Raw genomic sequence first — 13,906 nt, 5'->3', positions numbered from 1 at the left:
ATACGTATTTATACGTATTGACCGGTATCTTTTTAAAAACTAGCTTTGACTTTTACAATTTGTTAACAACTACTCACTTATGTATATAAAATTAAAATTAGGTGTGCTGGCAATGACTATTGTCTCACCCTTAGTGTTTGCCCAAGACATTCTTTGGGAAAAATCTTACGGAGGAAAACATGCTGAATATCTGTATGATGCTATTGCAACGCCAGATTATGGCTTTATTTTAGCAGGAAGTTCTATTTCTGGAAAAAACGGGAACAAAGAGGATAAAAATAAGGGCGATTTGGATTATTGGCTTTGGAAAATGGATGAGCATGGGAATCTGGATTGGCAAAAAAGTTTTGGAGGGAATAAAGTGGATTTATTACAGAGTATTGCTATTACTCATGATGGTGGCTTTATTTTAGGGGGTACTTCTGCTTCTGATAAAGGACTCGATAAGAAGGAAGTGTGTAAAGGACAAGAAGATTTTTGGGTTATAAAGCTCAATGCTAAAGGACAAGAAATGTGGCAAAAAACCATAGGTGGTAATGGTATGGAGCGTCTTTTGAGTATTGCACCTACAAAAGACGGGGGTTATATTTTAGGAGGAACCTCGAGTTCAGATAAATCGGGTAAAGATGAAAAGGGAGTTGATGATGTGTATGGCAAAAGTGAAGATAGTAGAGGGAATTTGGATTATTGGGTAGTGAAATTAGACAAAGATGGGAAAGTGCTTTGGCAAAAAACCTTAGGGGGTAAATATGTAGACGAACTAAAAAGTATTTCACAAACTATAGATGGTGGTTATATTTTGGGTGGTTATTCTAATTCTCCTATTTCAGGGGATAAAACCGAGAGCAACTTTGGACTAGGTGATTACTGGATTGTAAAACTAGATGAAGAAGGGACAATAGAATGGCAACGCACTCTGGGTGGCGATCAAGATGATCATTTATTTGCGCTTTCACAAACCAAAGACGGAGGCTTTATAGTAGGCGGAAATTCTAATTCTGGTGCTACTAATTCTAAATCAAAGTCGAACAAAGAAGGCACTGATTTTTGGGTATTAAAACTAGACAAAACAGGGAATATCGATTGGCAAGAAACCTACAATTATGGGAAGATTGATATTTTAACCTCTATTGTAGAAAATCCGGATGGGAGCTATTTAATAGGGGGTTATGCACAGAGTGAAGCACAAGTGAAAAGTCAAAAGTCAAAAGTGAAAAGCCTGCAATCGGACAAGGAAGGCATTAACGATTATATTGCATTAAAAATCAATGCAAAAGGGGAAGAAATCTGGACGCAAACCGTAGGAAGCAAGGGTGAAGAAGTGATGAAAAAACTACTTGAAACCCGAGATGGTGGTTATTTGTTAGCGGGTACATCAAAAGGTAGTGTTTCTAGAGATAAAAACTCGGTAAAAGGCGGCTATGATTTTTGGGTGGTGAAACTACGCGATAAAGAGCGAGAGGAAAAAGCACGAATCACGGTAGAAGCCATGCCAAATCCGGCTATACATTTTACCAATGTGATTGTCAACTTTGACTATGAAAAAGGAACTGCTACCCTGTATGATTTAAACGGAAGAAGCTTGCAAAGTATAGAAATTACAGGAGACAAAACCATTCCTATGGAGCTTAGCGCTTTACCACAAGGGATTTACCTTATTGAAATTAGAACCAATACCCAACACGGCAGTGTGAAGGTGATTAAAAAATAAATTATAAAATTATTAGAAATGAAAAATATTTTTTTTACAATATTTATTTTAAAAGTTAGCTTATTAATGTCTCAGAACTATAAGGATGATTTTTTTCCTCCAAGTCCTGAAGCTAGCTCTTTAATTAGGACTGTTGATGTTCCAATTAATTATTCAACAGGTGGTTCTAATTATTCTTTACCTATTCATAATATAAAATTAAAGGACTTAACAATTCCGATAACTTTATCATATCAATCATATGGTTTTAAACCTTCTGAAATAGCAAGTAATGTAGGTTTAGGATGGGAACTTAATGTAGGAGGGAAAATAACACAAAATGTAATTGGTCAAAATGATATAGACGTACCAGGTCCTGCAAACAATTATTGGGATTTGCCTAATGATAGAGATTTTAAACTTCCTATTTCATCACCATATTTTGGTGTTAATCCTTATCCCAATTTAGATAGTTTACATAATCCCAATACGGATTTATATATGTTTGATCAAATTAAAGATTATCAATTAGAAGTTCAACCTGATTTATTTTATTATTCTACACCAATTAATTCTGGTAAGTTCTTTTTTGCTAGTAATTTTGAGGCTAAACAAATACCATTTGGTAAAGAAAAAATTATTTATAATTCTACTAATCATACTTTTGAAATAATTGATATAAAAGGTGTTAGATATTTGTATGAAATAAGGACAGAAAATATTAATAGAACTATAAATGATTGCGTTGCAATACAAGAATTAAACGGAATTTCAAATAGTAATTCTTACACATATTATTTATCTAAAATTATAACTCCTAATAATGAAGTAGTTGAATTTATCTATGATACTGTAAAATATAATTTGATAAATGACAAAGATTACACAAGATATTATCAATCGTTTTATGGAGGTGCAGAAAAAATAACTTCATTTTATTCTCAAATAACTTCAAAAGTTCTTGTAAAAATTAAAGTTAATCAAAAAGATCAAGTTGAATTTGTATATAATAAATACAGAAAGGATATTAAAGGTACTCAACAAGAATTTGCTCCTAAAACACTTGACTCTATTAAAATTAAATATGATACTGACATAAGTTTGTTTCAATTTGATTATGGCTATTACGGAATAAGTGAAAGTTCTTATGATTCAACTATTTTTGAGAGTATAATTAAAAATGAAGATTCAAATTATCGATTAAAATTAAAAAGTTTTCAAAAAATAGGAGAAAACCCCTATGTTTTTTCTTATTCTAATGAATTACCTGTACAAAGATATACGCAATGTTTAGATCATTGGGGATATTACAATGAGAGCTGTAATAGATATACTTTTAATTCATTATTTGGAGACTCAAATGGAGCTGTAAAAGCCCCTAGTTTGCAGAAAAGTCAAACCAATGTGTTAAAAAATGTTACTTTGCCTACAAAAGGGATAATAGAGTTTACTTATGAACTAAATGACTGCTCAGATTGTGGTATCACTTATCCTCAATTCTATTGGGATAATGTAGTAACTCTTTATTCGAATACAGATGATATTTTTAGTAATGATTGGCAAGTTATTGAAGAATATTTTACTATGCCTGAAAGCTATATTAGTTCTCCTTATGTACAATTTTACATATATGATAATGGGCCAATTACAACAGATAATAATGTACTTGTACGTCTTTATGATGATCAAAATAATTTAATCAATTTTGAAATAATAGGTACAGGTAATCAAAACAAACCTTTTGTAGGTGACTATCATTTGATAAAAGGCAAAACATACAAGCTGGTTTTAGAGTGTAAAGATAATATAGAGAATGAAAATAAATTCTTAGGTTTTAATGTTTTAAAATCTTATTCTAGTCCTATGTCGATAGGTAAAGTTGGAGGTCTACGTGTTCAAAATATAAAAATGAAAGAGGGTAATGATTTAAAATACCATAAATCATATGAATATAAAAATGGTGGTAATTCTTCGGGTGTTTTATATGAAAAGCCATACTATTTTGATCAATATACCCGTCCTTTTGTAAATGGAGTTTCAGATTTATACGAATGGTCTTTTTCAGGTTATTTAGTACAATATTCAAGGTTGCCATTTGATTTATTTGGTTATGGAGGGCATCATATATTTTATAAAAAGGTAACCGAAAAAAATCATGATGTATTTAATCTAAGTAATGCTATAAAAACTGAAAAATATTTCACTTTTCATGATGATTTACGTTATGGTGATGACACTTATTTTTCAAAAATATCATATAATTGGAAACGAGGATTAATATCTCAAATAAATGAGTTTAAAAATAACGATACTATTAGAAAAACTAAATATTCCTATAGTTTTTTAGATACTCCAGCCGATGTTATAAATCATTCAGGTTTAGAACCAGGTAATCATATAGATAATCCATCTTTTCCAAATGAGTTTCATCAAAGAAGTTTAAGTATAAACCTTGTAAGGGCTGATGTAAATTTTTATAATTTATATACTTACAAAAGTTCTAAATTAATATCGGCTTGGTACTACATGGATAAAAAAATAACTGAAGAGAATTTTAATGGTAACCTCTTAAAAACAGAAGAAACTTATAAATATGAAAACCCAATAAATGCTCAGTTATCATCTGTTGTTTCAAAAAATTCTCTAGGAGAAATACTTGAAACAAAATATTCTTACGCACATGAAATGGGCAACCAAGCCATGATTGATAAAAACATGATTGCTATTCCATTAAAAACACAATCTTTTAAAGGCACAGAAAAACTATCAGAGCAAGAAACCCAATATAGAGACTGGGGCAATGGTTTATTAGCGCCAGAGGTGATAAAAACAGCCAAAGGAGCAGTCACAGCGGAAGACAGAATAAAATACAATGCACTGGACAACACTACAGGTAACCCGTTAGAAGTGCAGCAAGAAGGCGGACAACCTATCACTTATATTTGGGGCTATAATAAAACGTTACCTATTGCTAAAATAGAAAATGCCACCTATGCCCAAGTGCAACCATATGAAGCCAATTTGCAAACCCTTTCTAATGGAACAGATGAAGCGAGCTTGATAACGGCTTTAAATAGTTTGAGAACCGTTTTACCCAATGCGATGATAACCACCTATACACACAAACCACTTATAGGTGTAAGTACTATGACTGATCCTAAAGGGAATTTTGTACGATATCATTATGATACTTTTAACCGATTGGAATTTGTAACGGACAAAGACGATAAGGTAGTAAGCGAAAACAAGTATCATTATAAAAACTAAGGCAAGATGAAAAAAATAATATACCTATTAACCCTAATCCCCTTTCTTGCTTTAGGACAAAGTACCGATCAAAACTGGGTGAAAACCATTACGTACAAACAACCCACTGCAACTCCGATTCCAGATCCTGATGTAAGCGTTGCCACTGTACAAGTGAGTTATTTTGATGGATTGGGAAGACCTATTCAACAAGTAGCCCACCAACAATCCAACTCTGGAAAGGATATTGTAACCCATATAGAATATGATGAATTTGGCAGACAAACCAAAGAATATCTGCCTTATGTGAACACGACGTCTAATTTAAATTACGACCCGACTGCCCAAGCTTCAGTAATGAATTTTTATGGCATACTCGATCCTTCAAAAACAGGTAATCCCGCTTTTGATATTACAGGCAATCCATATAGCGAAAAAGAACTAGAAGCTTCTCCACTAAACCGAGTGTTTAAGCAAGCTGCTCCAGGTGATCCTTGGGCAATGGGACAAGGTAAAGAAATAAAATTTGAATACGGAACGAATATAGGAACAGGAAATGGAGCTGTAAAATTATACAAAGCCAATGCGACATGGAATGCTGCCTTAGGCTTATATACCATTAGTCCTCAAGACTTAGGGTATTATGCCGAAAATCAACTATACAAAACCATTACCAAAGATGAAAACTGGAAATCGACACAAACTCATCCAAAGGACAATACCATTGAAGAATACAAAGACAAAGAAGGACAAGTGGTATTAAAACGTACTTTTAATAATGGCAATCCACACGAAACTTACTATATTTATGACCAATTTGGTAATCTTACCTATGTGATTCCACCATTAGCAGAAGGCATTGCCAGTCAGGCTAATTTGGATAATTTAGGGTATCAATACAAATACGACCATCGCAACCGATTAGTAGAAAAAAAATTACCAGGTAAACAATGGGAATTTATTATTTATGACAAACTAGACCGACCTGTAGCTACCGGACCTGCTTTTATACCTGATGGTGGAACAATCGTAGGCTGGATGATAACGGAATATGATGTTTTTGGAAGAGTGACCCAAACGGGTTGGAAACAAATGACTGTTACGGCATCTGAAAGAGCCGCAAAACAAAATAGTATAAATACAGGAAGTAACCCTTTTGCTTTCGCTGGAGATGACCTTATTTTAACCAAAAATTATTATGATAATTATTCTTATCCAAATGCTCCAAATCCAGTACCAACCCAAATAGAAGGCCAGACCATAGCTACCAATGTGAAAGGCTTACCAACCGGTTCATGGGTGAGAGTGATGAACAATACCAACCCAAATGGAGTAGAAACCAGCTACACCTTATACGATGATCGTTATAGACCGGTGCGTTCCTATACATCTAACCATTTAGGTGGATTTACACAAGTAGATTCTAAACTCGATTGGGCTGGAAAAACCGAATATACCATTACCACCCATAAATACGACACCAATGCTACAGTACTAACCGTTACTGATCGTTTTAGCTATTCCCCACAAGATCGTTTGACCCAACACAAACAACAAATAAACAGTCTGCCAGAACAGCTTATTACCCAAAACACCTATGATGAACTAGGGCAATTGATCAGTAAAAAAGTAGGTGGAACCAATGTAAGCCCAAGTGCTACAGGACTACAAAAAGTAGATTATACTTACAACGTGAGAGGTTGGCTAAAAAGCATTAATGACATAGAGAACATAGGAAACGATTTGTTTTCATTCAAAATTAATTACAATGAAGTTCAAACATTAGGAATAAACGACATTCAGTCCACACCACTTTATAATGGAAATATCTCAGCTACCTATTGGAAAACGAATTATGATGCACTTAAAAAATACAATTATAACTATGATAATTTAAACAGGCTAACCAATGCTACATTTTTAAAGCCAAAAACCACTGTAAATGATGTTAATGCCTATGATGAAACCTTATCTTACGATAAAAATGGAAACATCAAAACACTCGTTAGAAATGGTGGTATTAATGCCGGAAACACCAATGTTATTGACAATCTAACATATGATTATCATCCTAATGTTAAAAATCAATTACTAAAAGTATTTGATGCCAGTAATGATTCTGCTGGTTTTAAAGATGATAGTGATGGCATTGCAGATCCTATTGATGATTACACTTACGATGCTAATGGAAATATGACAAAAGATGACAATAAAGGCATCACAAACATTATCTATAACCATTTAAACTTGCCTGTTAAAATAGTTGTAGGCACCAATACTATTACCTATATTTACAATGCAACAGGACAAAAAGTAAGCAAAATAGTGAATGAAGCAACTAACATAACCCAAACCAATTATCTAGCAGGAGGCTTTCAATACAAAAACAATGTATTGCAATTTTTTCCGCATGCTGAGGGCTATGTAAAACATGAAGCAAACAATTACAGCTATGTTTTTAATTATACCGACCATTTAGGAAATATTAGACTTAGTTACACCGATATTAACAACAGCAATATCATAGAGGCTGATGAAATAGTGGAAGAAAATCAGTATTATCCTTTTGGACTAAAACATGAAACGCATAATACTTCTAATGCTTATCAATATAAATACAACGGCAAAGAACTGCAAACAGAGCTAGGACTGAACATGTATGACTACGGAGCTAGAAATTACGATGCTGCTTTGGGTAGATGGATGAATGTTGACCCGCTGGCGGAAATGTCAAGAAGATATAGTCCATATACTTACGCTCTTAATAATCCAGTTTACTTTATTGATCCTGATGGAATGAAGGCAGAAGCAGGTCAAACAGCAGATATTTATTATGATTGGGATGAAGGAGGATATAGAACTCAAGGTGGAAAAGAGGCTACACAAGAACAAGTAATGTCTCAATTTAGTGCGGATGAAGAGCCTCCTGTTAATTTCTTCATGCCTACAAAAGACGACCCAAGACAAGCAACATTTAATAAAGTTTTCGATGAACGAAATATGCCTGACAATTATGATGTAGGAGATAATATATTTAATGTTTTTGGACATGGTAATTATGGTTTTATATCTGATAATAATGGATTAAATGGCCCAATTACCGATGCAAAAGATTTTGATGAAATAATGTCAAAAGCAAGTCTAGCATATGAAAATGCTTCTAAAGATGTAAATACGGTATTTACTTTATTTTTACATTCTTGTCAATCAGCCGGAGAAAATAAAGATTATCCAACTTCTATAGCTAGAAAAATATCAAAGAGGCATCCAAATGCAACTGTAATAGGATATGAAGGATATGTTTTATATGGTACTGGAACAAATGGGAAACCTGCAATTGTTGGAGTAAGTACAGTAGTATCTGATAAAGAAAGAGGTATAAAAGCAAATAATTTTGGACATCAAGTGATTTTCCAAAACGGTAAAGTTGTTAGTAGAATTCCAACAAGTTTAATCTATCCTAATAAGTAAAATAATGAATTTAATTATTAAAAAGAGTATTTTATTGTTTTCTATATTAATATTATATTCATGTAATAAGAAAAACGATGTAAAGACCGAGATATCTACACCTGAATTATATCTAAGTATAAAGAATGATGAGAAACTCATTACAGAATTAAAGAGTAAAGTTTATACTGGAGACACAATTGCATATTATAAACTAAGAGATATTTACTTTAATAGTGGATATGCAAAAGAATTTTTATACTATTCAATTTTTATGGCAGAAAATTATAATTATTCAGTTGCGTTTAGAGATAACTTTAAAGCATTCAGTGAAATAAGCGTAACCAAAGAAAGTGATGCCATTAATAAAATTTCGAATTATTATTTGTTGAAGTCTTTTGAATCAAAAGCAAAAAGAATAGATTATGAAGAAGAATTTGAAATGAGATTTGGTAATATTGAGAATATTCCTAGTTCTAAAGATTATATAGAGTCTACAAAAAAATGACAAAATAAGACCACTGTTCGGAGCTAATGTTTCAAAGGTTACTATAATTTCCGGTAATGTTTCAGATTTAGTGATACAACTTTTATTGGAAATTAATAATTTGATAATCAATAAAAAAATAGAAACAGGTATTAAAGAGGAATGCAATATTGCGTTCCTTTTTCTGTTATATAAAGCCTTAAAATGAAGAAAATGATAAAAAAGTTGACCTCATGTATCAGAATTAGTGATGCGTTTTTTACTTATAAAAATAGTTGTAGGCACCAATACTATTACCTATATTTACAATGCAACAGGACAAAAAGTAAGCAAAATAGTGAATGAAGCAACCAACATAACCCAAACCAATTATTTAGCAGGAGGTTTTCAATACAAAAACAATGTATTGCAATTTTTCCCACATGCTGAGGGCTATGTAAAACATGAAGCAAACAATTACAGCTATGTTTTTAATTATACCGACCATTTAGGAAATATTCGTTTAAGTTATAGCACAGACCCAAGCACAAAAGCATTAGAAATACTAGAAGAAAATAATTACTACCCTTTTGGCTTAAAGCATGCTAATTATAATATGAGTAGAAAAGCATATTACAAAAGTGGTGGAGATCTTGTCTTAGAAGAACCTTGCCCGAGTTGTCCTATTGATTTTAAGTATAATTATAAATATCAAGAGCAAGAACGTCAAGATGAGTTGGGCTTGAATTGGGATAGTTTTAAATGGAGAAATTATGATTATGCAATTGGGAGGTTTATGAATATTGATCCTTTAGCGGAAGATTATCCTTTATGGACTCCTTATGCTTTTAGTGGAAATAGAGTTGTTGATTCAAGAGAACTTGAAGGATTGGAACCTCATACAGTTCACTCTTCTTTGCAGGAAGCTTCGAGAAATTTCTCTCAAGAATACAACGGATATTCTATTCATGAAAAAAGAGAAATATCTACTCAATTTTACAAGAATACAGACAGAACTTATTCTTATGCGACTCCAAAAATATTTCTTGAAGGACTCTCAAATCCAAAACAGTCTGATGACATTCCTGTTGATGCTACAATAGTAGGAGAAGGACACACACGGTAACGATGATAATGCTAACTATACATCAGAGAAAGAAACTAACGGTCGATCGATAAATGGTAGAAAAGGAGTTACTCTTGACAATATTAACGAATATATACTTGATAGTCATGCAAATAGTCCGAGTGGTACTGACCAGACTGCAATGAAAAAAAATGCGGAAGACAATAATTTTGAAGCATCTTACATATATACCCCAAGTGGTTTAGTTTACAGTTTAAAGAAAGATCCTAAAACGGGTGAATATACTTTAACAGTTAATAAGAATCTTTCAAGAACAAATCCTAGTGATGAAAATTCTAATATGAGACTTAATAAAATCAGTCCAAATAACACTCCTCAAGTACTACCTTTGGAAGGAACAATTAATTTTCAAAATTAAAAATGAAAAAAATGAAAAAATATTTTTTATTGTTTACTATGATTTTTTTACATAAATCATTCGCTAACAAAGACATTCTTACTAAAAAAGTATATGACAATATTGCCATATCTATTTTAACATCAGAATACACTGAAGACATAAACAAAGCTCTTATTGTAGCTCAGTATGCAGAAATTTTATCAAAAGAGTATTTTTATTTTGATAAAATTTATATAACTTTTATTCAAAAAGAAGACAATTATATGAGATATTGGTTTTCTGACGGAAAAGATAGTGTAGACAACCTTATCGGTTTGAATGTTATGTTTAAAATAGAGGAATTCAATATAGAGAAGTCTTTAAAAGTTATTGAGTATGCAATTATAAATTATAAAAAAGAAAAATTATTTTCAAAAAATTTAGAATCTGTATATAATGGTAATACATCTCTAAAAATAAAAGAAGTTTTAAATAATAGAATAGATAGGCCAAATATAGTTAGAGAATTGAGTAAACCCGATTTTTTAAATTACTATTTTAAGAATAATAAATATCATTTTATATATAAAAGAGTAAAAATAGAAGAAGAAATTCTTGTTTCAGAAAACTTGTTTGATTATAAAATATTAGATGTAGATTTGTTTATAGTATTTACGTCTTATAATGAATTTAAAATCATTAAAGAAGGAGTGGTTATTAAAACATTAAACATTGAAAATACTGACTCTATTTTTAGACTTTTTAAAGTTTTTTTAGTAGGAGAAAACAAATTACTAATTGAATATTCTAAAATATCAAAGTACCGCAAAAATGTTATGTTGTATTTTATTGATAAAGATAAGTTTATTCAAAATATAGATAGTTTAAATTAAATAGGTATCTCAGAAACCTCCTAGACTTCAGATTTTATGGTTATACGAAATTATTAAATCAACAAGATGAATATGAATTTTACTAAATTTATTCTATGCTTTTTTATTTATTCAAATATATCATGTAAAGGAGTTAGTTGTCCTGAGGATTTAAAATCATTTTCTATAAGAAACAGTAATTATGAATACAATTGTGGATTACCAAATATGGATATAATTACTAAAAAAGAGATAGATTTTATCTGTAATGAACTTTCAAGATTACAAAAAATAAATTTTGTTATGACAAGTCATCATAGAGGTTATATGAGTATTAAATACAATACTGGAAGTAAAGATTTTTTTCCAAAGGAAACTACTTTGATTTTTACCGTTAAGAATGGGTATGTATTTAAAACAGATGGTGATGTATATAAGAATGATGTTTTAGCTAATTATTTAATAAACCTCTTTGAAATTAAAAAGGTTTATTCTGATGAAAAATGTAGATGATAAAAAACAATAAAGATATTTATATAATAATTTGTGCTATTATTTCATTAGGAATAGGAATTTATATTTATAGTTTGAGATTTACTAATTTTAGTAATAAACATAACGATATTTATCTTAAAAAAGAGTTTCATGGTAAAGTAATAGGTAAAAAAAAATCTAAAAACAATTCAACAATTTTAGTTTTAAAAGGAGGTAAAGAAATTTTATTAATACCTCAATTTGTTTGTTATATTGAGATAGGTGATTCAATTTATAAAAACAGTGGCGATTCTATAGCTTATATTTATAATGGTAATAGACTTGAAAAAAAAATTAATTATATTGAACCTAGTAAGATTGTAATCGAAAATTCTAATGACAATAATAAATTAACTCCAGAAGAAATAATTAATTATTTTTACGAGAATATTGAAAACCCTGAGAAACTTGATAACATTATAAGTTTTAGGTTTTATCAAAAAACCCCTTACAATAGATTTAAAGAGATTATTATTTTTAAAAATAATCATTTTGGAAAATTAATAGAAAAAAACATCATAAAAACGGAATATTCTGATGATGGTATAAGTATCAGTTATTTTATTAAAGTCAAGTATGAAAATTTAGAAGCAAATGAACAAATTATAATGATAAAGGAATCTAAAAAAGATAATTTTTCTATTTATGAGTATAATGTAAAACAAAATTTTAAATAAGGAAGCGACTCCTAACTTGTTTTACCCTTAACTGCCAAATTAGGTAATGTTCCAAAGTTAGTGACACCTATTATAGTTGCTAATCAATTGATAAACAGAGTTTAATTAAAGAAAAGTATAGAAAAGGAAGGCAATATTGCGTTCCTTTTTATATTATATAAAGCCTTAAAACGAAGAAAATAATAAAAAAGGACCTCGTGTATCAGAATTAGTGATGCCTTTTTTACTTATGAAAATAATTGTAGGCACCAATACTATTATCTATATTTACAATGTAACAGGGCAAAAAGTAAGCAAAATAGTGAATGAAGCAATTAACGTAACCCAAACCAATTATCTAGCAGGAGGCTTTCAATACAAAAATAATGTATTGCAATTTTTTCCGCATGCTGAGGGCTATGTAAAACATGAAGCAGACAATTACAGCTATGTTTTTAATTATACCTACCATTTAGGAAATATTCGTTTAAGTTATAGCACAGACCCAAGCACAAAAGCATTAGAAATACTAGAAGAAAATAATTACTACCCTTTTGGATTAAAGCATGCTAATTATAACATGAGTAGAAAAGCATATTACAAAAGTGGTGGAGATCTTGTCTTAGAAGAACCTTGCCCAAGTTGTCCTATTGATTTTAAATATAATTATAAATACAACGGGAAAGAATACCAAGACGAGTTGGGGCTTAACTTTTATGACTACGGAGCACGGAATTATGACCCAGCTTTAGGTAGATGGATGAACATGGATCCGTTGGCTTATAAGTATTTCTCATATAGTTCTTATAGCTATGCATTAAATGTTCCAACTTTTTTCATTGATCCTGATGGGAAAAAAATTATTTGGGGAGAAGGCGATGCAGATAAAAAGACTAGAGAGCAAGTTGAAGAACTTAGAAAGAACTCAGCATCTTTTAATGTGTTGTATGAGTTTTTAGATGGATTAGAAGATTATGATATAACAATTTCAATTGATGATGCTCATATTGATGTGTTAGCTAAAAAAAACAATATTGATGAAGATTCTGCACAAGGAGTCTTTGATCCAGAATCAAATACAATCTATTATAGGGAAGGTACTAGTGATACAACTGTAGGTGAAGAATTATTTCATGCTTTACAAAAATATATTAATAAGAGAGATTCAAACCAGCAAAATATTAGTGATATGGAAGCTGAAGCAAAGTTATTTAATTATGATGTGAGTGATGAAAAACGACTCTCTAAAGATCCTGGCTCAATTCTTGGTGTGATTTTAGACTCATCACAGATGGAGTTATATTCTGTTAAAGATTCTCAAGATGCAACTGGAAACACGAAAATTGAAAATGGAGAGAATAAAGAAGTCTATGATGGATATGTAAAATCTTTTTATGAATTCTATAATAGTTCTTATGGAAACAAACATCCATATTCAAAAAAAGCTCCGCTTTATAATAAACCCGCAACATACAATGAAGTTCAAGATTTAAAAAAAATAAATAAAGCTAATAAAAATTAACAGA

10 protein-coding genes are annotated in these 13,906 nt (G+C 30.7%); all 10 read left to right on the top strand.

What is annotated here, in order from left to right; all coding sequences use genetic code 11:
* Nucleotides 1–112 precede the first annotated feature (112 nt).
* On the top strand, nucleotides 113–1,711 hold the full coding sequence (locus LXD69_RS04875; RefSeq protein ID WP_246917916.1) for a T9SS type A sorting domain-containing protein: 1,599 nt from the start codon (nucleotides 113–115) through the stop codon (nucleotides 1,709–1,711).
* 18 nt (nucleotides 1,712–1,729) lie between these two features.
* Complete coding sequence (locus tag LXD69_RS04870; RefSeq protein WP_246917912.1) at nucleotides 1,730–4,957, top strand: hypothetical protein; 3,228 nt, start codon at nucleotides 1,730–1,732, stop codon at nucleotides 4,955–4,957.
* 6 nt (nucleotides 4,958–4,963) lie between these two features.
* Nucleotides 4,964–8,407 (top strand): DUF6443 domain-containing protein, encoded by a 3,444-nt coding sequence (locus tag LXD69_RS04865; protein ID WP_246917910.1) that lies wholly within the window; start codon nucleotides 4,964–4,966, stop codon nucleotides 8,405–8,407.
* Nucleotides 8,408–8,411: 4 nt separating this feature from the next.
* A complete protein-coding gene (locus LXD69_RS04860; RefSeq protein WP_246917908.1) occupies nucleotides 8,412–8,894 on the top strand; it encodes a hypothetical protein in 483 nt (160 codons plus the stop codon).
* Between the two features lie 229 nt (nucleotides 8,895–9,123).
* Nucleotides 9,124–9,978 carry a DUF4329 domain-containing protein gene (locus LXD69_RS04855; RefSeq protein WP_246917906.1) on the top strand — a complete coding sequence of 285 codons (855 nt, stop codon included), beginning with the start codon at nucleotides 9,124–9,126 and terminating at the stop codon, nucleotides 9,976–9,978.
* Nucleotides 9,979–10,120: 142 nt separating this feature from the next.
* Nucleotides 10,121–10,357 (top strand): hypothetical protein, encoded by a 237-nt coding sequence (locus tag LXD69_RS04850; RefSeq protein ID WP_246917904.1) that lies wholly within the window; start codon nucleotides 10,121–10,123, stop codon nucleotides 10,355–10,357.
* Between the two features lie 11 nt (nucleotides 10,358–10,368).
* Nucleotides 10,369–11,211, top strand: coding sequence for a hypothetical protein (locus LXD69_RS04845; protein WP_246917902.1), 843 nt, complete (start codon nucleotides 10,369–10,371; stop codon nucleotides 11,209–11,211).
* Between the two features lie 72 nt (nucleotides 11,212–11,283).
* The gene (locus tag LXD69_RS04840) at nucleotides 11,284–11,703 is read left to right on the top strand and encodes a hypothetical protein (RefSeq protein WP_246917900.1); all 420 of its coding nucleotides are present in this window, start codon (nucleotides 11,284–11,286) and stop codon (nucleotides 11,701–11,703) included.
* Nucleotides 11,700–12,401, top strand: a complete 702-nt coding sequence (locus tag LXD69_RS04835) for a hypothetical protein (RefSeq protein ID WP_246917899.1) — start codon at nucleotides 11,700–11,702, stop codon at nucleotides 12,399–12,401. The genes LXD69_RS04840 and LXD69_RS04835 overlap by 4 nt, the downstream gene beginning before the upstream one ends.
* 229 nt (nucleotides 12,402–12,630) lie before the next feature.
* Nucleotides 12,631–13,902 carry an RHS repeat domain-containing protein gene (locus LXD69_RS04830; RefSeq protein ID WP_246917897.1) on the top strand — a complete coding sequence of 424 codons (1,272 nt, stop codon included), beginning with the start codon at nucleotides 12,631–12,633 and terminating at the stop codon, nucleotides 13,900–13,902.
* Nucleotides 13,903–13,906 lie beyond the last annotated feature (4 nt).

The organism is Flavobacterium sediminilitoris, from assembly GCF_023008245.1.
Lineage (GTDB): Bacteria > Bacteroidota > Bacteroidia > Flavobacteriales > Flavobacteriaceae > Flavobacterium > Flavobacterium sediminilitoris.
Note: the sequence above shows the minus strand (reverse complement) of the source record. Positions and strands in the feature narration are given on the sequence as shown.